General features: G+C 45.6%; 20 protein-coding genes. 18 read left to right on the top strand and 2 right to left on the bottom strand.

Annotation, left to right across the window (positions count from 1 at the left end; genetic code table 11):
• The first annotated feature begins 3 nt into the window (after window positions 1-3).
• The 16 genes from B2337_RS06770 (at window position 4) to B2337_RS06695 (ending at window position 14,959) form a co-directional block, all read left to right on the top strand.
• Window positions 4-786, top strand: a complete 783-nt coding sequence (locus B2337_RS06770) for a ParA family protein (protein ID WP_292361375.1) — start codon at window positions 4-6, stop codon at window positions 784-786.
• A 19-nt stretch (window positions 787-805) separates the two neighbouring features.
• The gene (locus B2337_RS06765; RefSeq protein WP_292414991.1) at window positions 806-1,669 is read left to right on the top strand and encodes a ParB/RepB/Spo0J family partition protein; all 864 of its coding nucleotides are present in this window, start codon (window positions 806-808) and stop codon (window positions 1,667-1,669) included.
• A 217-nt stretch (window positions 1,670-1,886) separates the two neighbouring features.
• Window positions 1,887-3,728, top strand: coding sequence for a methyl-accepting chemotaxis protein (locus B2337_RS06760; RefSeq protein ID WP_292361373.1), 1,842 nt, complete (start codon window positions 1,887-1,889; stop codon window positions 3,726-3,728).
• A 265-nt stretch (window positions 3,729-3,993) separates the two neighbouring features.
• A complete protein-coding gene (locus B2337_RS06755) occupies window positions 3,994-4,368 on the top strand; it encodes an ATP synthase subunit I (protein ID WP_292361372.1) in 375 nt (124 codons plus the stop codon).
• Between the two features lie 7 nt (window positions 4,369-4,375).
• Complete coding sequence (gene atpB, locus B2337_RS06750) at window positions 4,376-5,275, top strand: F0F1 ATP synthase subunit A (RefSeq protein WP_292361371.1); 900 nt, start codon at window positions 4,376-4,378, stop codon at window positions 5,273-5,275.
• A gap of 57 nt (window positions 5,276-5,332) precedes the next feature.
• Window positions 5,333-5,566, top strand: coding sequence for a F0F1 ATP synthase subunit C (gene atpE, locus B2337_RS06745; RefSeq protein ID WP_292361370.1), 234 nt, complete (start codon window positions 5,333-5,335; stop codon window positions 5,564-5,566).
• 45 nt (window positions 5,567-5,611) lie between these two features.
• Window positions 5,612-6,082, top strand: coding sequence for a F0F1 ATP synthase subunit B (locus B2337_RS06740; RefSeq protein WP_292361369.1), 471 nt, complete (start codon window positions 5,612-5,614; stop codon window positions 6,080-6,082).
• Between the two features lie 12 nt (window positions 6,083-6,094).
• The gene (locus B2337_RS06735) at window positions 6,095-6,625 is read left to right on the top strand and encodes a F0F1 ATP synthase subunit delta (RefSeq protein ID WP_292414990.1); all 531 of its coding nucleotides are present in this window, start codon (window positions 6,095-6,097) and stop codon (window positions 6,623-6,625) included.
• Between the two features lie 24 nt (window positions 6,626-6,649).
• The gene (gene atpA / locus B2337_RS06730) at window positions 6,650-8,191 is read left to right on the top strand and encodes a F0F1 ATP synthase subunit alpha (protein WP_292361367.1); all 1,542 of its coding nucleotides are present in this window, start codon (window positions 6,650-6,652) and stop codon (window positions 8,189-8,191) included.
• 14 nt (window positions 8,192-8,205) lie between these two features.
• A complete protein-coding gene (gene atpG / locus B2337_RS06725; RefSeq protein WP_292361366.1) occupies window positions 8,206-9,072 on the top strand; it encodes a F0F1 ATP synthase subunit gamma in 867 nt (288 codons plus the stop codon).
• A 50-nt stretch (window positions 9,073-9,122) separates the two neighbouring features.
• Window positions 9,123-10,499 (top strand): F0F1 ATP synthase subunit beta, encoded by a 1,377-nt coding sequence (atpD, locus tag B2337_RS06720; protein WP_292361365.1) that lies wholly within the window; start codon window positions 9,123-9,125, stop codon window positions 10,497-10,499.
• Window positions 10,500-10,517: 18 nt separating this feature from the next.
• On the top strand, window positions 10,518-10,940 hold the full coding sequence (locus B2337_RS06715; protein ID WP_292361364.1) for a F0F1 ATP synthase subunit epsilon: 423 nt from the start codon (window positions 10,518-10,520) through the stop codon (window positions 10,938-10,940).
• A gap of 95 nt (window positions 10,941-11,035) precedes the next feature.
• Window positions 11,036-12,397: a bifunctional UDP-N-acetylglucosamine diphosphorylase/glucosamine-1-phosphate N-acetyltransferase GlmU gene (gene glmU / locus B2337_RS06710; RefSeq protein WP_292414989.1), complete on the top strand. Its 1,362-nt coding sequence runs from the start codon at window positions 11,036-11,038 to the stop codon at window positions 12,395-12,397.
• Window positions 12,398-12,514: 117 nt separating this feature from the next.
• Window positions 12,515-12,718, top strand: a complete 204-nt coding sequence (locus tag B2337_RS06705) for a hypothetical protein (protein ID WP_292414988.1) — start codon at window positions 12,515-12,517, stop codon at window positions 12,716-12,718.
• A 44-nt stretch (window positions 12,719-12,762) separates the two neighbouring features.
• The gene (locus B2337_RS06700; protein WP_292414987.1) at window positions 12,763-13,563 is read left to right on the top strand and encodes a hypothetical protein; all 801 of its coding nucleotides are present in this window, start codon (window positions 12,763-12,765) and stop codon (window positions 13,561-13,563) included.
• Between the two features lie 919 nt (window positions 13,564-14,482).
• Entirely contained in the window at window positions 14,483-14,959 is a 477-nt protein-coding gene (locus tag B2337_RS06695) for a cupin domain-containing protein (RefSeq protein WP_292414985.1), read from the top strand.
• Between the two features lie 130 nt (window positions 14,960-15,089).
• Here the strand turns inward: B2337_RS06695 and bfr are convergent, their stop codons facing one another.
• Window positions 15,090-15,569, bottom strand: coding sequence for a bacterioferritin (bfr, locus tag B2337_RS06690; protein WP_292414984.1), 480 nt, complete (start codon window positions 15,567-15,569; stop codon window positions 15,090-15,092).
• Window positions 15,570-15,960: 391 nt separating this feature from the next.
• Here bfr and B2337_RS06685 point away from each other — a divergent pair, with 391 nt between their 5' ends.
• Window positions 15,961-18,141 carry a TonB-dependent siderophore receptor gene (locus B2337_RS06685; protein ID WP_292414983.1) on the top strand — a complete coding sequence of 727 codons (2,181 nt, stop codon included), beginning with the start codon at window positions 15,961-15,963 and terminating at the stop codon, window positions 18,139-18,141.
• A gap of 333 nt (window positions 18,142-18,474) precedes the next feature.
• Entirely contained in the window at window positions 18,475-20,583 is a 2,109-nt protein-coding gene (locus tag B2337_RS06680; protein ID WP_292414982.1) for a TonB-dependent siderophore receptor, read from the top strand.
• Window positions 20,584-20,650: 67 nt separating this feature from the next.
• Here B2337_RS06680 and B2337_RS06675 read toward each other — a convergent pair whose 3' ends face one another.
• A complete protein-coding gene (locus B2337_RS06675; protein ID WP_292414980.1) occupies window positions 20,651-21,037 on the bottom strand; it encodes a hypothetical protein in 387 nt (128 codons plus the stop codon).
• Window positions 21,038-21,046: the final 9 nt, after the last annotated feature.

The following is a 21,046-nucleotide window of genomic DNA, read 5'->3' as shown; positions in this document are numbered from 1 at the left end:
TCAGTGGGAAATATATTCGCGGTTACCAATCAGAAGGGCGGTGTCGGTAAAACGACCACCACAGTAAATCTGGCGGCTTCACTTGCTGATTCTGGCAAGAAAGTATTAATGATTGATTTAGATCCGCAGGGTAATGCGACCACCGGTTGTGGCATTGATAAAGATGCCATCGAAATCAGCAGTTATGACGTTATTATGGCTGAAGCCAAAGCCAGTGATGCGATCATTCGCCCGGAAGGCTTGGGTTTTGATGTGATGCCAACCAATACCGATTTGACGGCAGCAGAAGTCCAGTTGCTGGAAATCAAACTTCGTGAGCACCGGCTTAGATTGGCGCTGGAATCCAGTAAGGAAAAATACGATTTTATCCTGATTGACTGTCCGCCATCTTTGAGCATGTTAACAGTCAACGCGCTGGTCGCTTCAAAAGGTGTCTTGATTCCGATTCAATGTGAATACTATGCGTTGGAAGGACTCACCTCGTTGTTGCGTACTATCGAACGGGTAAAACAACGCGCCAACCCGGCATTGGAAGTCACCGGTATGGTGCGCACCATGTTCGATGCGCGTAATAATCTGGCCAATCAGGTGTCACGCCAATTGATAAGTCATTTCCAGGGTAAAGTCTTTCATTCGATAATTCCGCGTAATGTTCGCTTAGCCGAAGCGCCCAGCCATGGTCTGCCTGTGTTAAATTATGATCGAACTTCGCGTGGCTCAATTGCCTATATGGCTTTAGCCAGTGAATTGATGCGACGTGATAAAAAAGCGACAACGGCAAGCTAACACACAGGTATTCCTAAATATGGTAAGTAAAAAAAGAGGATTAGGCAGAGGACTGGATGCACTGTTAGGTGACGTCAATCAGGACGAAAACAGCCTGAATGACAGCTTGCAACATTTTCCGCTGGACATGATTCAACCCGGCAAATATCAGCCACGCATGGATATGTCTCAGGAATCCCTTGAAGAACTTGCCGACTCCATCCGTTCTCAAGGTCTGGTGCAACCGATTGTGGTGAGACCGATTGACGGCGGGCATTACGAAATCATTGCCGGGGAACGCCGCTGGCGGGCTTCCAAGCTGGCTGGCCTGGAAAGTGTTCCGGTTTTGATCAAAGATGTGTCGGATCGCAATGCAATCGCGATGGCATTGATTGAGAACATTCAACGCGAAAATCTCAACCCGATGGAAGAGGCCAATGCCTTGCATCGACTGCGTGAAGAATTTGAATTAACCCATCAGCAAACGGCTGAAGCTGTGGGGAAATCCCGCGCCACCATCACTAATTTACTGCGTCTGCGTAATCTCAATGATGATGTGAAAAAGTTGCTGGAAAACTGCGATCTGGAAATGGGCCATGCCCGAACGTTATTGGCTCTGGAAGGTAAAAGTCAGTCAGAAGCCGCTTTGCAGATCGTTGAAAAGGGTCTGTCTGTCCGTGAGACAGAACAGCTTATTCGTCGTCTGTTGAAATCCTCCCCTGCAGATAAACAGGAAGTCCCTCAGCCATCATTGGAAGAAATCGAGCGACTCGAACAGCGTCTTGCTGAAAAACTGGGTAAAGGCTTTAGTATCAAGCACCGCGCCAATGGCAAAGGAAAACTGGTTTTCGATTATTCCAATGTTGATGAGCTAAAACACCTGATTAAACAAATTGGGGTTTAAATAGATAGTCAGAGATCAATTTGCACAGAACGTGTGAAGTCTATGTTTCACTCTGGTGCAACTTTGTTTACCTTACTGCAAGTTAGATGACCTCCATTCAGCACCGTTTTTTCTAACGTCTCATTTTTAAAAGCATTCCATATCCATTCACGCGTGTCAGTCATTGCTGGACTGACAATTGCATAGCTCTGTTGAATCGACATTTATGGAATCAGCAATGAAACTGTTGGACAGAATATTTAATTCATCAGAGTTCAATGAGCCTCCGATTGCAAATTCTTTGGAGCAGGATGAGGCGACATCCCCCCAACAATTTTCTGAGGCAGAAAAGCGTTTTTATCGTTCCCTGCAATTAGTAAGCAGCCAGACAGCACAGCTTTCACGACAGATTTTCCGCGCGCTTGAGGTACAGCAAAACTTTTTATCAGAAATCGGCCAGCGTACTGACAAACTGGATAGTGAACTCAGGCAGGCTAATGATTACCTGAATAGCTCAAACTCTACGGTTGGCGCATTACAGGCACAAATAGACGTGGAAGTGCGGGATGTGAATGGCGCTGTCGGGCAGGCAATGCAAGACATATCACTTACCCTCAATGAAAAATCCAATAGTGTTACGCAAGTGCTGGATGGCATTTTGGAAATCGGGCGTGGCGTGAATATGCTGGCGCTAAATGCGGCTATTGAAGCAGCGCGTGCCGGGGAGCACGGCCGGGGATTTGCCGTCGTGGCTGATGAGGTTCGAAGACTGGCTGCCGTAACCATGGAGCAGGCGCAGCAAGCAGCCAAACAGCTGGATTTTACAGAGGTTAACACTGAACTGGATCATATCCGCGAAACCAATACCGAAAGACTGAACAGTTTTGTTGAGGTTATTCAATCTGCTACCGGTCAGCTCACCGAATTGTTTCAATCTATCAGTGAGCAACTGCGAGCGATTATGGAAAACACGGCGGTGATTTTTGAAACGCTGGATTTAAACAAAGGCGTTATGCAGCGCATACATGGCAAGAACAAGATCATTAACGATGTGGTTGAAGATATGTCCAGCGGTTTGGAAAAAATTGATATTCAGTCAGCGCAGATCGAGCCAGCCGTAAAAGCAATGGATAACACGCTGAAAAAACTCTTTTTAGTGCCGGATGCATCGCATGACCAACTCGATGATATTTTGCGGCGAGGAACATTGCGAGTGGCGATAGAACCCAATTTTGTTGGTCTGTCATTTCGTGAAAAACTCGGTGAGCCACTGAAAGGGCTGGATGTAGATTACGCCAGAGCATTTGCACGGTTCCTTGGCGTTGAATGTGAATTTATCGAAGCGCCATGGGATATGTGTACTGAATTACTTACCGCAGGTAAAAAATATGGTGAGCCGCCTGCAGACGTTGTGATCAGCGCACTTCCCCCATCCGCAGAATACGACAATGTTGCTTATTCCGAGGCCTATACCTATCTGCATTGGGTGTTGGCTCGCAGAAAGGGTGACAGCAATATCTCCCGGCTGGAAGATCTCAATGGCAAAGTAGTGGGTATTATCAATGATCCAGCCGCTTTTCAGGTGCTTGAAGATCAAGGTTTGCGCTGGAGTAGCAACGAAGGCAAAGCGGATGGACGGATTAAACTGGAAAATTTAATTGCCTATTCCGATCAGACACGAATTCATAATTGTCTGTCGGATGGCGTTGTCGACGCTTTTGGCGTAGATCTGCCTATTTATTACTGGGCCTGTGAAAATCCAGCCAGCCCCTGGTTTGGCAAGATTGAAATTATTCCGGGAAATATTGCACCGCAACCGTATTACTACACGATGGCCGTGAATGCGTGGGGATCAAGCTATCGGCTGTTGGCCAAAGCCAATGAATTTATTGCCTGGTTCAAACAACAGCCTGAACGTAAACAAATTGAGCAAAAATGGCAGGGGTCGCCAGTCAGTGGTGAAATCAGCTATCGCGATGAACCGGGTAATTTGATGGGAGAAGCGGAGCTTAAAAAGTTATATCAGGCGCATTGTTTAAAATTCGATCTGCAACCTAAATCCCTTGATCTTCAAGATTAAGCCGGGTTCCCAATGCATCACCTTTAAAAGCCTGATGAGCTGAAATAATGCTTTCTTCGGGAAAATATCACAGGCAAGTTTTTGCAAAACCAGAATCATAAATGGAATCTTTCACAGTGAAAAAATCAGGATTAAGCGAATTCATAAATCTGCAAATTTAATCTGCCTGAAATAAATTAAGCGAGATAGTCGTTGACCATGCAAAGCATAGGTCTATATAATTCCCTGATTTGCTTAAGGCAAAACTAAGATCCAGCGGATAAAAATGGAGCAATTAACTAGGGTCAGGCCCGTCAATCAGCTGCTAAAAACCCAGTTTATAGCGTTGCTGATCATAGTGGCTTGTGTCTCATGGTTACATGGCAAGGATGTCGCCATAGCCGTATGCTTTGGAGGCATGATTAGTGTGGCTAACACACTATTGCTGAAATGGCATTTACTGAGAACAGTCATGAAGGCTGGTGCCAATCCGGCAAAAAATCTCGGTGGCATATACAGGTGTATTGCAGAACGATGGGTTTTTACCCTGGCCATGTTTGTGGTTGGCTTCGTGGTGTTTGAATTTACCGCGTTACCGCTACTGCTCGGCTTCGTCGCGATACAAGTGGTTTTATTGTTTGGAAATATGAAACGGGCTTGAGACAAACATGGCGGAAGAATTAACAACTTCAGGATACATCAAGCATCACCTTCAGAATCTGACTTTCGGTCAGAAACACGAAGAGATAGAGCCGGGCGTATGGGCTCCGACAGGTGATTATGGTTTTGCGATGTCTTCTGGTGAGGCGGCGCAAATGGGTTTTTGGTCCATCAACGTCGACACCATGTTTATGTCGATTTTACTTGGCGGTTTGATGATGTGGTTTTTCCGCAGCGTTGCCAAAAAAGTCTCCGCCGGCGTCCCGACCGGCACACAGAATTTCGCAGAATGGATAATGGAGTTTATTGACGACACGGTTCGTGGTTCATTCAGCGGCGGTAAAAATACTCTGGTTGCTCCGATGGCATTAACCATCTTTGTCTGGGTTTTCCTGATGAACCTGATGGACTTAATTCCGGTAGATGTTATTCCCCTGGCCGTGGCTCACGGTGCATCAGCCATATTCGGTGTTGATCCGCACGATGTGTTCTTCAAAATCGTCCCGACAACCGATCCAAATGCCACGCTTGGCATGGCATTATTCGTTTTCTTACTCATGCTTTATTACAGTTTCAAAGTCAAAGGCGTCGGTGGTTTCGTTGGCGAACTGACCTTGCAGCCTTTTGGTAAATGGGCGCTGCCTATCAACCTTGTGCTGGAAACTGTCACCTTGATTGCAAAACCATTTTCACTGGCATTACGGTTGTTCGGCAACATGTATGCAGGTGAAATGGTGTTCATTTTGATCGCTACCATGTACGGTGCCGGTCTTGTTCTGGGTTCTTTTGCCGGTCTGTTACAGGTTGGCTGGGCGATTTTCCATATTCTGATTATTACGTTGCAAGCATTCATCTTTATGGTGCTGACCACGGTATATATGGATATGGCACATCAGGAACATCATTGAGTTTGATTGAGTTGTAACTTTATTTTTTTAGTCTTTAGACGTTCGTAGGAGAGAAAAATGGATATGGGTTTAGTTTATATTGCGGGTGCACTGATGATTGGTCTGGGTGCTCTGGGTGCGGCCGTTGGTGTAGGTCTGTTAGGTGGTCGCTTCCTGGAAGCTGCTGCTCGCCAACCTGAATTAGTGCCAATGTTGCGTACACAGTTCTTCCTGGTTGCGGGTCTGGTTGACGCGGTACCAATGATCGCTGTTGGTTTGGCAATGTATGTACTGTTCGCGGTAGCTGGTTAAGATCATTAACTCAACTCCCAATAGCGATAAACAAGAGGTACAGGCATGAATATCAATGCAACCTTGATAGGCCAGCTAATTGCCTTTGCGATTTTCGTCGCATTCTGCATGAAGTACGTCTGGCCGCCTATCATGCAGGCGTTGGAAGAACGCAAAAAGAAAATCGCTGATGGTCTGGCTGCGGCAGAACGTGGTCGTCATGAACAAGAGTTGGCAGAAAAACGTGCCCAACAGGTAATTCATGAAGCAAAAGATCAGGCAAGCGAAATCGTTTCTCAGGCACAGCGCCGCGGAAATGAAATTGTCGATGAAGCCAAAGGCACTGCGCGTACTGAAGGTGAGCGAATTCTCTCTTCTGCCCGTGCAGAAATTGAGCAGGAAGCGAACCGCGCCCGTGATGAACTGAGAGCACAAGTTGCGACAGTTGCACTGGCAGGTGCTGGCAAAATCCTTAGTCGTGAGATTGATGACAAAGCCCACACCGACCTGCTCGATGAGTTGGTCAGCCAAATCTAGAGGAATCATAGGATGGCAGAATCAATAACCATCGCTCGCCCCTACGCATCAGCCGTATTTGCGATTGCACAAGAAAAAGGCGACATGCAGTCATGGTCTGAGCTGCTTAGTGTACTGGCGCAATGCGCTGCTACTCCCGAGGTGCAATCCATATTGGTGAGCCCTGCGGTCAGTGATGAACAGGCAGTTAATCTGCTTGCCGATATCACTGGTGAGCTCAGCACAGATGCTCGTAGTTTTCTGCTGCTTCTGGCAGAAAACAATCGATTGCTGCTGTTGCCGGAAATTGCAGAGCTATATGAACAGTTACGCGCCGATGCGGAACAAATGCTGTCAGCCGATGTGATAACCGCACGGCCGTTGACGGATGAACAAAAAAGCAAGATTGCTGCTGCACTTAAAAAACGCCTGGGTAAAGAAATCACCCTCAGCGAAAGCGTAGACGAAAGTCTGCTGGGCGGCGCAATCATTCGGGCAGGCGATCTGGTAATCGATGGATCTGCCTTAGGTAAATTGAACAGACTGGCCAGCGCGATAAGCTAAGCGGCCCGTAAAGAGGAAACAGAGATGCAACTGAATTCAGCAGAAATCAGTGACCTGATTAAAAAGCGAATTGAAAGCTTTGACGGGGCTACTGAAGCACGAACAGAAGGCACCGTAGTCGGTGTTACCGATGGTATCGTGCGTATTCATGGTCTTGCCGATGTCATGTCCGGGGAAATGCTTGAGTTTCCAGGCAACACTTTCGGTATGGCTCTTAACCTGGAGCGCGACTCAGTCGGTGCCGTTGTTCTGGGCGCATACCAACATATTTCTGAAGGCGACAAAGTCAAATGTACTGGTCGTATTCTGGAAGTTCCAGTAGGTGAAGGCCTGTTAGGACGTGTTGTTGACTCACTGGGTAAACCAATTGACGGCAAAGGTGACATTCAAGCCACCGGCTCTTCTCCAATTGAGAAAGTCGCGCCAGGCGTTATCGCACGTCAATCAGTTGACCAGCCATTACAAACCGGTCTGAAATCAATCGATGCGATGATTCCCGTCGGCCGTGGTCAGCGTGAGTTGATTATCGGTGACCGTCAAACGGGTAAAACAGCGATTGCGGTTGATGCCATCATTAATCAAAAAGGTACAGGCGTTAAATGTATCTATGTGGCGATTGGTCAAAAAGCGTCTTCTATCGCGAACGTCGTTCGCAAGCTGGAAGAACATGATGCACTGGGTCACACCATCATCGTTGCCGCTTCTGCTTCTGATTCAGCTGCTTTGCAATTTATTGCGCCTTACGCGGGTTGCTCAATGGGCGAATACTTCCGTGATAAAGGCGAAGATGCACTGATCATCTATGATGACTTAACCAAACAAGCCTGGGCTTACCGCCAAGTATCTTTGTTATTACGTCGTCCACCAGGTCGTGAAGCTTATCCTGGTGACGTTTTCTACCTCCACTCACGCCTGCTGGAACGTGCAGCACGGGTAAACGAAGATTACGTAGAAAAAATCACTAATGGTGAAGTAAAAGGCAAAACCGGTTCACTGACTGCGTTGCCAATTATTGAAACCCAGGCCGGTGACGTTTCTGCTTTCGTACCGACCAACGTAATCTCAATTACAGATGGTCAGATCTTCCTGGAAACAGATTTGTTTAACGCCGGTATCCGTCCTGCGATTAACGCCGGTCTGTCGGTATCACGTGTGGGTGGTGCTGCTCAAACCAAGATCATCAAGAAACTGGGTGGTGGTGTTCGTCTTGATTTGGCTCAGTACCGTGAACTGGCAGCGTTTGCTCAGTTTGCTTCTGACCTTGATGAAGCAACCCGTGCTCAGATCAGCCGTGGTCAACGTGTAACTGAGTTGATGAAGCAGAAACAATATCAACCATTGTCAATTGCTGAAATGGCGATTTCTTTGTTCTCTGCCAACGAAGGCTTCCTGGATGATGTTGACGTTAGCAAAGTCGGTTCATTTGAAGCGTCATTGCTGTCAACCATGCGTTCACAGCATGCTGAACTAATGGACACTATCAACACTACTGGTAATTTTGATGACAATATCGCTGGCCAGATGCGCAGCGCGATTGAAAAATTCAAAGCCAACGGTAGCTGGTAAGCGAGGCATAATTCATGGCTAGCGGTAAAGAGATACGTACGCAGATAGCAAGCATCAAAAGCACGCAGAAGATCACCTCTGCGATGGAGATGGTGGCTGCCAGTAAAATGCGTAAGGCTCAGGAACGCATGGCGGCAACACGTCCTTATGCTGACAAGATTTTAAATGTCATTCAGCATCTGGCTTACGCCAATCCGGAATACAGACATCCTTATTTGCAGGATCGTGAAGAGAAACAACGCGTAGGTTATATCGTGGTTTCTTCGGATCGTGGTTTATGCGGCGGTTTGAACAATAATCTGTTCAAGGAAGTGCTGCACGAAATCAAATCCAAGTCAGATAAAGGCCTGCAGGTTGATATCTGTGCAATTGGTCAAAAAGCCTCAGCATTCTTCAGCCGCTTGCCAGTGAACATGGTTGCACAAGTCACCCAATTGGGTGATGCACCACGCGTTCATGAATTGATTGGTAGCATCAAGGTTATGTTGGATGCTTACGAGTCTGGTCATATTGATAGTCTGTACCTTGTTTATAACCAGTTTGTGAACACCATGACGCAGGAAGACACGTTTATTCGTCTGTTGCCTGCGACTCCGGGTGCGCCAAGCGAGGAAATGTCTCATCACTGGGATTATATTTACGAGCCGGATGCGAAAGAAGTTTTGGATGATTTGCTGGTCCGTTACATCGAGTCAGTGGTTTATCAAGGCGTTGTTGAAAACATTGCTTCTGAACAAGCATCACGCATGATTGCGATGAAAAATGCGTCTGACAATGCCGGCGATCTTATTGATGACCTGCAACTGGTTTACAACAAAGCTCGCCAGGCTGCGATTACACAGGAAATCTCTGAGATTGTTGCGGGTGCCGCTGCGGTCTAACTGAATTAAAAGGGCTGAGCAGCCCGAACTTATTTGAAAGAGGAAGCAAGATGAGCTCTGGAAAGATTGTACAAATTATCGGTGCGGTCGTTGACGTGGAATTTCCCCGCGACAGTCTGCCAAAAGTCTACGATGCCTTAATGGTTGAAGAAGTCGGTTTGACCCTGGAAGTACAACAACAATTAGGTGATGGTGTTGTTCGTGCAATCGCCATGGGTACGACAGATGGTCTGAAACGCAGCCTGGCAGTCAGCAACACTGGCAAGGCGATCAGCGTTCCAGTCGGTCAAAAAACACTGGGCCGTATCATGGACGTATTGGGTAACCCAATCGACGAGAAAGGCGACATCGGTGAAGAAGAGCGTTGGGGTATCCACCGTAAAGCACCTGCATTTGATGAACTGTCTGCCAGTAACGAATTGCTGGAAACAGGTATCAAAGTTATCGACCTGGTTTGCCCATTTGCTAAGGGTGGTAAAGTCGGTCTGTTTGGTGGTGCCGGTGTCGGTAAAACCGTCAACATGATGGAGCTTATCCGTAACATCGCTATCGAGCACAGTGGTTTCTCGGTATTCGCTGGTGTTGGTGAGCGTACTCGTGAAGGTAACGACTTCTATCACGAAATGACCGATTCAAACGTAATCGACAAAGTATCACTGGTTTACGGTCAGATGAATGAGCCACCAGGTAACCGTCTGCGTGTAGCGTTGACTGGTTTGACCATGGCGGAATTCTTCCGTGATGAAGGCCGTGATGTATTGTTCTTCGTTGATAATATTTACCGTTACACATTGGCCGGTACTGAAGTATCCGCCCTGTTAGGCCGTATGCCTTCAGCGGTAGGTTATCAGCCAACACTGGCCGAAGAAATGGGTGTTTTGCAAGAACGTATTACCTCAACCAAAACCGGTTCTATCACGTCTATACAAGCGGTATACGTACCTGCGGATGACTTGACCGATCCATCTCCTGCAACCACCTTCGCTCACTTGGATGCGACCGTTGTATTGTCACGTTCAATTGCCGAATTGGGTATTTACCCTGCGATTGACCCGCTGGATTCAACGTCACGTCAGCTGGATCCATTGGTTGTTGGTAACGATCATTATGATATTGCTCGTGGTGTTCAAAACACCCTGCAACGTTATAAAGAACTGAAAGATATCATCGCGATCCTGGGTATGGATGAATTGTCTGAAGAAGACAAATTGTCTGTATCACGCGCTCGTAAAATTCAGCGTTTCATGTCACAGCCATTCTTCGTTGCTGAAGTATTCACCGGTGCACCTGGTAAATACGTTTCACTGAAAGATACTCTGGCTGGTTTCCGTGGCATTCTGGATGGTGAATATGATTCACTGCCAGAACAAGCGTTCTACATGGTTGGCACCATTGATGAAGCGATTGAGAAAGCCAAAAAGTACTAATCTCTTGGGAGGTAGCTGATGGCTATGACAATTCATGTTGACATCGTAAGTGCTGAAGAATCCATTTATTCTGGATTGGTAGAAGCGGTAATTGCCTCGGCACAAGAGGGTGAGGTGGGTATTTACCCACGTCACGCTCCATTGCTGACACGGTTAAAAGCCGGTGAAGTGCGGTTATTAAAAGACGGTAAGGAAGAGCAGTTTTATATTTCCGGTGGTGTGCTGGAAGTTCAACCTCATATCGTCACTATTCTGGCCGATACCGCATTACGCGCAGATGATGTAAATGAAGCCGCTGCTTTGGAAGCCAAAGCCGCAGCCGAAAAAGCGCTCAACGATAAATCAGCCAAAATGGACTTTGCGGAAGCACAAGTTCAACTGGCAGAAGCGATGGCACAGTTACGCGCCATTGAAAGAGCACGTAAAACACGTAAGCATTAATCACGAAAGTGATGACCCAGAAAAGGCTGTCTTCGGACGGCCTTTTTTGTTTGCAGGTCTTTGCTAAACTACAGAGCTGATACAAGGAATCTTTTATGTCTCTGGCTATTATTATTCTCGCTGCCGGTAAAGGCACCCGCATGAAATCCGCCAAACCCAAGGTGATGCACACTCTGGCAGGCAAACCCATGTTACAACACGTTATTGATACCGCTAAACAGCTTTCTCCAAGCCAGTTAGCCGTGGTCTGTGGTAATGGTGCTGACGAAGTCGTGCCGTACCTGCAAAATCAGCAAATCGATGTTGTGATGCAGCATGAACAGAAAGGCACCGGTCACGCAGTAGAGCAAGCCAAAGCCAGCTTTACTAATAGTGAACAGGTGTTGGTTTTGTATGGGGATGTGCCATTAATCACACCAGAAACATTGCAGGACTTGATTGAATCAGGCGACAACAACAGCCTGAAAGTGCTCACAGCAGTGTTGGATGATCCCACCGGCTATGGCCGTATTGTGCGTGATTATGATGACAATATGCTGTGCATCACCGAAGAAAAAGATGCCGATGAAGAAACCAAACTCATCAATGAAATCAACACCGGCATTATGTGCATCCCGGCTAAATGGCTCACAGAAGCCTTGTCCCAGCTTGATAACAACAATGCCCAGGGCGAATATTATCTGACCGACTTGATTGCCAAAGCCGTTAACCAGGGTATCGAAATCAACTCCGTCACCTGCGAAGATGAAATGGAAGTGGCTGGCATCAATAATCGCGTCCAACTGGCGGAAGTCGAAAGTTACTATCAGCAACTCAAGGCAACAGAGTTGATGATGTCAGGTGTCACTTTCCGTGATCCGGCAAGAGTCGATATACGTGGTGATATAAAAGCAGGGCAGGATATTACCATCGATATCAACGTCATCTTCGAAGGCAATAACACCATAGCCGACAATGTCAGCATCGGTGCCAACTGCATTCTTATTAATAGCATCATCCATGAAGGAGCAGAAATCCTGCCTAACAGTATTATTGAAAACGCCGAAGTGGGTGCTAACTGCTCAGTAGGACCCTTTGCCAGACTGCGCCCAGGCACTAAGCTCGCCGCCAAAGCCAAAGTCGGTAACTTCGTAGAAGTCAAAAATGCCAACATCGGCCTGGGTTCCAAGATCAACCATCTCAGCTATATCGGCGATACCGATATGGGGGCGGATGTAAATATTGGGGCAGGTACCATTACCTGTAATTATGATGGGGCGAATAAACATCGTACGGTGATTGGCGATCGGGTGTTTGTTGGTTCGGATACGCAGTTGGTTGCACCGGTTACTGTTGAGGATGGAGCTACGATTGGGGCGGGATCGACGATTCGGAAGACTGCTCCTGCTGATGCGTTGACATTGACTAAGTCGGAGCAGAAGACGGTTAAGGGGTGGGTTAGGCCGGTTAAGAAGTAATTATTAACTTAAAATATTGTTTATGAAAGGATAAATTAGTTAAAATTGTAATCAAATATTTTGCAAATTTGACTAATTAGTATGTAGAATCATTTCCTAGCAAATAGGAGAAATAGAATGGAAAGAATCCTTCAGCTTATAGGATTTGCACCTTCTGAGAATGAAAAGGAGTTATTGAGGGAGCTTGGTGTCAAGGCTCCTAAATCAATTCAAGTTGTTGGACGAGGAACTTTAACAATGAGTGTCAAGGATGCACGTAAAACTGAAGATTCACGGCGATTCATTTCAGAAAATTCAGATAAAAAATTCAATAAATCATAATGATACTTTTATTACTGCTACCAATATTGGTGGCAGGCTTCATTGTGATTACGAAACATCCAGCATGTTTTTATAAATTACATAGATATGATGGGCAACTACTTTACTTGAGCACTGCATATCAAGGCCTAATCTGTACATTGATTGCAGTTGTAATCGTATTTTTACTAAATACATATATACCGAGTCATATATTGGTAGCCAATAAAGCTATACCAATGGATATTTTTGGTTGGCTTGAAAATCTTATAACCCCCCTTAACCCATCTGATCAGATTGCTTGGTTTATTTTGATCTCTGTCACTTCAATACTTGTAGCTCAAATAAGAATTATTTTATTTAGGATCAGAGCTTGGATTAAATATTCAGGTATAAATTGGAAGAAGCAAAACAAATCTGAGCTCAGCTCAAAAGTACTTTCAGAGATTGCGTTAATTAGATCGATTCTTAAAGACAGTCCCCTAGATTCAATGTTATATGACTCATTCGTTTCTTCCTCCCCAGAAAAATATTTAATGTTGACCATGGATGATGGGAAAGTATACGTAGGTAAAGTAGTGAGCCTAGGTGAGCCAACTGAATCTGAAGGGATGGATCAAGAAATTGTGATAACACCTTATTTGAGTGGTTATCGAAAAAAAGAAACTTTAAAAGTTAATTTCACAACAAAATATTCAGAAATTGATGAAGATATAGCTCTTGTTTTAAAGCAAGATAAAATAATATCTGCCACCGTATACAACTCAAAGATATATGATGAATTTCAAAAGCATAATCATTACAGGAGCAAGAATAATAAAACCACATTTAGACAACGTTTAAGGTCCTTAAAAAAGAATACGTAAAAATCAATTGAGCTATTACGATATGTTGGGTTGAGGAACAAAGCCCAACGTTAAATTCTATATCTCAATTCACATACATCGGTAACAGTTTAATTCAACTACATCGGTTACACCCGGATCGCCCAATAACTTGTAGTGTGACCCCCAACTTAGCGATTTCGGACTAAAGCACGGTAGGTTGGGTTGAGGAACGAAACCCAACAATCAGAACCATACTCATAATTTTATCGCTGCCGCTGGGCGTTCATTTATTTTGCTTGTCCAAAATAAACGAACCAAACAAAAAGACAGCCCATGCTCGCCCTGCGGGTACCCTGCGCTTCTCGATCTGGTCGGGCATGACGGAAACTCCCTTCGGTCAAACAGCCGTCATGCTGATCCGACCAGCTCTCCGATGCTCGGCTTCGCATCAGGGCGTTAGGGAGAGCCGGTGAAGTTGGAGACAAAATCCCCTTTTGTATTGACGACAAATTTGTCTGGAACAAATTTGGACGCTGAAAGCGCCCGAAGGGTGAGTGGCACGGATGCCACGAATTAGTAGCGGCTTTTTGTCAGGATTAGAGACTTACCTGTTTGAGCGAAGCGAGTTTGGTGAGTCTCCCTGACAAAAAACGCAACGCAGTGAAGCCGCAGGCCAACACAAGGGGTGCCCTTGGGTTGTTAGGGGAATGGGCACGCATTCCCCTGACTCGACATTTAGTCGAAACCAAAGTTGTACTGTTAAAAACCTATTTTTAGGTTTCGTTCCTCCGCACAACATACGTATTTAAATAATCAAAATTCACCATCATCATTTCAGGAAAATTCCTATATAAAATCGGATTAATACTGAGCAACTGTTTTTATAACAAAGACTAATATTGGACGATTTCCAAAACAACAGATTTATCTCCATACCAACTTTTAAAAGGACATTATTGTGAGAATTCTACTAATCATTTCAATGTTGTTTAGCTTTACTGCAACGGCATTTGCAGAAGACCAGATTGAGCGGATGACGGCGGAGAAAATGCAGTCATTTCGTGCTGATGAGGTAAATTGGCAACCAGAGGCGATTCTGCCAAAAGGTGCTGAAAGCGTGATTTTGCTGGGGGACCCGACTAAAGAAGGTGTGTTTATCGCCTGGTTGAAATTCCCACCAAATTACCCGATTCCAGCCCATACGCATCCCTACACTGAAGTTATTACCGTGCTGAAAGGCCAATTAGGTAATGGCATGGGTGAGACGTTTGATAAGGAAAACGGTGAGGTGTTGAACGTAGGTGACAGCTTTGTGTTACCAGCAGGGCATGCTCATTATGTATGGACTTCGGAAGAGGAAACCATTGTGGAATTGATCGCTACCGGACCGTGGGATATTACCTATATTAATCCAGAGGATGATCCGAGGAAGTAAACTTACAGCTTTCCCGGATCTACATTTCGAGGGTAGGTTGGGTTGAGCTTGCGAAACCCAACATCTTATTTACGATTGTTGGGTTTTATTGCATTCAACCCAACCTACCATTCGGTCATTAATGAAATCTTCAGGCTTCAGCCAAGGTCATGGCCTGCTGGTAATTTCTCAAACCCATCTTATCAATCAGGCCCAGTTGCTGTTCCAGCCAGTGGGTGTGATCTAACTCAGTATCTTCCAATTGTTTTAACAGCATCTGACGGGTTTCGTAATCTTCTTCCGCTTCACACAACGCGATGCCTTCTCGAAGATTTTTGACCACAGCGTATTCCAAATCCAGATCGTTTTGCAGCATTTCCGGGACAGTGTGGCCGACATGTAATGGTTCACGATGGGCCAGATTCGGCATGCCTTCCAGAAACAAAATGCGTTTGATCATCTGATCGGCATGATCCGTTTCATCCTGCATTTCATGGGCAATGCGGTTGTATAATCTTGTCAGGCCCCAATCTTCGTACATTCTGGAGTGGATGAAGTATTGATCCATTGCGGTCAGCTCACCGGCAAGTAGCTTGTTGAGCAAATCGATAACTTTCTGGCTGCCTTTCATAAGCGTTTTCCTTTTGTTGCTCTCTGGGGCTTCAGAGCGTGTTAAGAGTAATAAGCTTGCATTATCTGCGACTGGTTGTCACTGTTTTGCCGATATTTAGGACATTCTGGCGGCATGCGTAACCCGTAATTGTCTAGATCTGAGAAGGAGCGATGGTCACACTAAAACCTCCTTATAGTGTCTTCTCTGACATAGTTTCCGGCAATAATGCTCAGGCTGTAAAAACAATGCCGTGCCTGTAAGACTCCCGCAAGATCAACAGAAAGATTAAGCATTGTAGTGACAAGAAATAGATATGATGTATCATAGCTATTAGTGTTTTAACCAAATTCTGCAATGAAGCGGCGTCTCTGAACACCTTGCATCTTATTTTCGAGCTTTGAGAACTGAAATGAAAAAACAAACTCTGATTTCCAATGAGTTAGCTGTCTTAATGCCTTCAAAATTCCGGCTACATCGACTTTTCTTAGCCAGTCTCGCGTTAAGCTGGTCGTTTAATGCGAGTGCTGAAAGCAGCGTGAAAGCAGATCCTCAGAGTGACGAAACATTACCTTCGATCACGGTCAGGGGCTGGGCTGATGCTACCACTGAAGGAAGCGGCAGTTATGTATCACCGGTTTTGACTATAGGGGGGAAAGCTGCCGTGCCGGTGATGGAAATCCCCAATTCAGTCAGTGTGATCACGCGCCAACGTATAGAAGATCAAAATATAGTCCGGGTGGAAGATGCATTGGCCCAGGTCACCGGTGTTACCGTAACCCCTTGGGATGGTGCGACTTACCAGATTCGTTCACGCGGTTATTTTCTGGAACCCAGCTATGATGGTGTACCGGCTTTTGGCGGTCTAAACGCCACCCAGCAATATGATGTAGCAATGTTTGATCGGATAGAGGTGTTGCGTGGGCCGGCGGGTTTGTTTCAGGGATCTGGACAGCCAGGCGGAACAGTTAACTTCGTTCGCAAGCGTGCGCCTGGTGAGACACAGGGATCTCTGGCGCTGACTCATGGTTCGTGGTCGAATAACCGGGCCGAGTTCGACGCTGGCACCCCATTAAACGATGACGGCAGTCTGCGGGGACGGTTCGTTGCCACCTTGCAGGATCGCGAGTTCTATTATGATGACGCAAAGAGTCGTAAGAACTTTGTATACGGCACACTTGATTACGATCTGACCTCATACACTAGTTTCTCATTTTATGTGGCATCTCAAGACGATAAAACCAACCCGTTTATGGGGCTGCCTGCCTATACCGACGGAACACTGATTGATACATCTCGATCAACCACAACCATGCCGTCATGGGCGCGCAATGAAACGAGAAATACCACCATAGGATTTGAGGCTGCCCATCATCTGGATAACGGATGGCAACTAAAAGCACTGGTTGGACATGCTTCGCGGGATTGGCGCTTAAATGATGCTTTCCCCACCGGCGGTGTCGATCCAGCGACTGGACTAATTGGCAATTATTTACGCAGAGGTTGGGATTACGAGTCCACACGTGAATCGTTTGATGTCTATGGCACCGGTCCATTCTCATTACTTGGCAGGCAGCATGCCGCGACTGTTGGATTTAATTATGAACGTTTAAGTGAAGAAAGACTTTCCGGGGCGAACTCTTCCATTGCCAACGTTCCGTTCGGACGTGCAGATCTGGTACCCAAAAACAGCATTAAGCCCTATGTCGGAGGTTTTGGGTATGAAACGACCCAAAACGGTATGTACAGTCAGCTCAGATTTTCATTGACTGACCCGTTAACTGTGGTGCTTGGCGGCCGATTTAGCAATTACACATACCGTAGCCGAAATGTTTCACCTTCCCCTTCCACATCATGGGATGAAAGGTCACGTGAACGTAATATCTTCACGCCTTATGCTGGTGTGGTCTATCGCATAAACCAGCACCTTGCCTTGTATAGCAGTTACGCTGATATCTTTATGCCACAAACGCAGCAAGCGGTCAGTGGCAGAAATCTGGACCCTCGCGAGGGTAGGCAGATTGAAGTCGGTATCAAAGGCGAATTCAATGATGGCAAGCTACAGTTTGGTGCATCGGTCTTCCGGACCCGCGATGTTAATCGCTCGTTTAACGATCTTGATAATCCCGGATTCTTCCTTTCTGCTGGTGAAGTCGAAGTAAAAGGTGCCGAAGTAGAGATCAGTGGCAGTCCGACAGCTAATCTGCAACTGATGGCTGGTTATGCCTACATAACGAGCAGCTTCGAGGTTGACCGCCTTAGGGAAGGTGAACGTTTCTCGCTGTTTGAGCCGCGGCACTCGCTCAAGCTCTACGGGACCTATCGGTTTGCCGGTACACCCTGGCGCGCAAGTGCTGGTATGACGGCAAACTCAGCGGTCATCGGAACAGGCGAAAAAGGCCTAAGAGAAGGCACCGGTTACGCTGTTTTTAACGCCCAGCTGGGATATGACATCACTCAGAAAACCAGCCTTACAATTGCCGTGAATAACCTGACAGATCGCAAATATTACGAGCGTATTGGCGGGCTAAATACCTACAACACCTATGGTGAGCCACGTAGTGTCTCGCTTAATCTGAGAACCAGCTTCTGATCGATAACTTAAATACTCTTCACGGACGAAGGGCAGCTAACTATTCGAGAGATTATTTGACGTAAATTAAGAAAATCGCTCATAGCTTTAACGGAATATAAATAGTCATTTTTACTATTTGTCTGCTGGCAAATTATCTTCAAAATCCCATTATCACTCGAAAGTAAAGCAAGTAGCTGGATATAAGTTTATCTACGACAGCCCTTACATTTATATGGTTGGTTAAGGGAGTTTCCCGTAAAGCCACAATTGACAGGCTTGTTACACTCCTTTACATTACGCAAATCTAAATCACTATCATTTAGCTTTAATTTAAACAAACTGGGAAATGTAATGTATCCACCTGTTCAAAAGCTCCGGCTGTTTTGTGCGCCTGCCGTATTGGCTATGTTTGTATTTACACCAAATGCAATCGCTGAGGAAACTGAAGAAAAGTCATTGGATCTGCCTACCGTTGAGGTTACATCGACAAACGCAGATACGTTAGGTTATATCGAGCTGGAAAAAGAGCCTGTTGTTGGAAAGTTAAATGTGCCGATTATGGATCAGCCCTTTTCCATGTCCATCATCGATGATGATTTCATGAAAGATACCGGGGCAAAAAATATCCAGGATGCGTTGCAATATACTTCCGGTGTTTACTCTGGCGCTTTTGGAGCTGATACCCGCATTGACAGTGCCAAGGTACGTGGTATTGCTCCAGGGCTTTACCTTGATGGTTTAAGACAGATTTATGGTTCTTATAACAGTGTGCGAACCAATGTTTATGCGTTGGAAAGCATTGAGGTACTAAAAGGACCCTCTTCAATGTTGTATGGTCAGGGGGATCTGGGTGGGGTTATTAATTCGGTATCAAAATTACCCAAAGCCGAGCAGCAAGGTGAGATATGGGGACAATATGGTTCACATAATCGTAAGCAGATTGCGTTTGATGTAACGGGACCTGCAACAGATGATGGCAAACTGCTCTACAGGGTTGTTGGCTTGCAACGCGATGCCGATACTCAGGTGGATCATGTTGAAGATGATGGCTATGTAATTGCTCCTTCAATTACGTGGAAACCAACAGACGATACAACGTTTTCACTCTTATTAAACCGCCAGGAAAACAGAGGCCAGGTATCTGCTCAGTTTTTGCCACAAACCGGTACGCTTGATCGAGGACCTTTTGGTTATGTTGGATCAGAAACCTTTGTCGGTGAGCCTGACTGGGATAGATATGACAGAGAGAAAACAGAATTAACGTTCTTTTTTGATCATAAATTCAATGATAGCTGGTCATTTTCCACAACAGCCCGTTACACAGAATCCAGTACCAAAACCCGTGAGCATTGGGCACAAGTTGGAGGCGTTGTTTCTCCTGAAGGCAATATTGCACGCAGTATTCATACAGCCGATCGTCAGACCCGGATATTTAATCTGGATACACGTCTGTCAGGTGTCTTTGATCTGGGGATAACCCGTCATAATGTCATTATTGGCTGGGATAGACAGGATGCGTTATGGGAAGAAGAAAATTATGTTTCTAATTCAACCGGTGGCGGAATTATTAATCTTTATGATCCACAGTATGGGAATTTAAATACTGCTGCATTAGCCAATCCGGTTGACCGTGATGATAATGAAATACAGCAGGTTGGTATCTATCTGGCTGATCATATTGAAATCGGTAAAGTGGTGTTATCTGCTGGTTTACGACGTGATTTCGCCAAAAATCGGAAACTTGCTGTAACCGGACCCAATACTACCAGTGATGAACAGGAGACAACCGGACGTATTGGTTTGATGTACCGGTTTGATAATGGGCTATCTCCATACATTAGTTATGCTGAGGCCTTTAGCATGAACCTCGGTACCGACGGCACCTCGGCCGCCAATACCTTAAAGCCAACTACGGGTGAACAGGAAGAAATCGGTATTAAATATCTTTCACCAGATAAAACCTTGGCTGTGACAATGGCCTATTTCGATATTACAGAAACCAACCGGATCGTGCAGGGACAGACACCAGGTGGTGTTGAACAGGTTGGAGCAGTAATTGATGGCTGGGAACTGCAAATTAATAAACGGTGGAATAACTTTGAAACCCAGTTTGCCTATACTGATTTAAATGCCAAAAATGATAGTACCGGAGATCGACTGTCTGCTTTGGCTGAGAAAACGGGTTCATGGTGGAATAAACTCTATCTGGGTAATCATTGGCGCGTTGGTGCCGGCATTCGCTATATTGGTGATGTTGTCGGCGGTAGTGGGGCTCCTGAGATTCCATCCGAAACCTTATATGACGCAATGATTGGTTATGCTGTGGGTGATTGGGACTTTACCGTTGATGCAAAAAATCTGACGGATGAAGAGTTTATTTCATGGTGCCGTGGCGAAGGCTTCGATTGTGGCTATGGTGAACGCCGCTCTGTAGCTGCCAATGTCCGTTATAGCTTCTAGGATTAAAATAACAAGGCCCCTGAATTGGGGCCTTATTCATTTCAAATCATACTAATCTGACTTCGGATTATCGATAGTAGCGATGATCCCGATGTCCGTAATTCCGATGATTTCCTCTGGATTCATATCGATAATGGTCACGGTTATGTCCGTGTCCACGGTAGGATTTCGGATGATGTTTATTTTTTGAATAATATTTTTTTGGCTGGTGGTAATGGTGTTTATGTTTTGAATAATACTTTTTCGGCTGATGGTAATGATGCTTGTGATAGCTGTATCGGGGAGCATGGTGTTGCACAACATAACCATGATGTCGATGATCTACATAACCGATTGGATAACCTAATCCTATATTGATTCTGACATCTGCTTTGGCGGTATTGACTGAAAAGCCGATAAGTAACAGTGAAAACACCATTAAAGTTAATGTTTTTGTCTTTGTTGAATTTAACATTGTGTTTAC

Origin of the sequence: Methylophaga sp. UBA3192 (assembly GCA_002363955.1) — a bacterium.
Taxonomy (GTDB): domain Bacteria; phylum Pseudomonadota; class Gammaproteobacteria; order Nitrosococcales; family Methylophagaceae; genus Methylophaga.
This window is presented reverse-complemented; position numbering and strand designations above follow the sequence as displayed.

Excerpts from the sequence above, each read along its gene's own strand:
- B2337_RS06765 (WP_292414991.1), top strand. The coding sequence starts at position 806 with ATGGTAAGTAAAAAAAGAGGATTAGGCAGAGGACTGGATGCACTGTTA.
- B2337_RS06760 (WP_292361373.1), top strand. The coding sequence starts at position 1,887 with ATGAAACTGTTGGACAGAATATTTAATTCATCAGAGTTCAATGAGCCT.
- B2337_RS06755 (WP_292361372.1), top strand. The coding sequence starts at position 3,994 with ATGGAGCAATTAACTAGGGTCAGGCCCGTCAATCAGCTGCTAAAAACC.
- atpB (WP_292361371.1), top strand. The coding sequence starts at position 4,376 with ATGGCGGAAGAATTAACAACTTCAGGATACATCAAGCATCACCTTCAG.
- atpE (WP_292361370.1), top strand. The coding sequence starts at position 5,333 with ATGGATATGGGTTTAGTTTATATTGCGGGTGCACTGATGATTGGTCTG.
- B2337_RS06740 (WP_292361369.1), top strand. The coding sequence starts at position 5,612 with ATGAATATCAATGCAACCTTGATAGGCCAGCTAATTGCCTTTGCGATT.
- B2337_RS06735 (WP_292414990.1), top strand. The coding sequence starts at position 6,095 with ATGGCAGAATCAATAACCATCGCTCGCCCCTACGCATCAGCCGTATTT.
- atpA (WP_292361367.1), top strand. The coding sequence starts at position 6,650 with ATGCAACTGAATTCAGCAGAAATCAGTGACCTGATTAAAAAGCGAATT.
- atpG (WP_292361366.1), top strand. The coding sequence starts at position 8,206 with ATGGCTAGCGGTAAAGAGATACGTACGCAGATAGCAAGCATCAAAAGC.
- atpD (WP_292361365.1), top strand. The coding sequence starts at position 9,123 with ATGAGCTCTGGAAAGATTGTACAAATTATCGGTGCGGTCGTTGACGTG.
- B2337_RS06715 (WP_292361364.1), top strand. The coding sequence starts at position 10,518 with ATGGCTATGACAATTCATGTTGACATCGTAAGTGCTGAAGAATCCATT.
- glmU (WP_292414989.1), top strand. The coding sequence starts at position 11,036 with ATGTCTCTGGCTATTATTATTCTCGCTGCCGGTAAAGGCACCCGCATG.
- B2337_RS06705 (WP_292414988.1), top strand. The coding sequence starts at position 12,515 with ATGGAAAGAATCCTTCAGCTTATAGGATTTGCACCTTCTGAGAATGAA.
- bfr (WP_292414984.1), bottom strand. The coding sequence starts at position 15,569 with ATGAAAGGCAGCCAGAAAGTTATCGATTTGCTCAACAAGCTACTTGCC.
- B2337_RS06685 (WP_292414983.1), top strand. The coding sequence starts at position 15,961 with ATGAAAAAACAAACTCTGATTTCCAATGAGTTAGCTGTCTTAATGCCT.
- B2337_RS06680 (WP_292414982.1), top strand. The coding sequence starts at position 18,475 with ATGTATCCACCTGTTCAAAAGCTCCGGCTGTTTTGTGCGCCTGCCGTA.
- B2337_RS06675 (WP_292414980.1), bottom strand. The coding sequence starts at position 21,037 with ATGTTAAATTCAACAAAGACAAAAACATTAACTTTAATGGTGTTTTCA.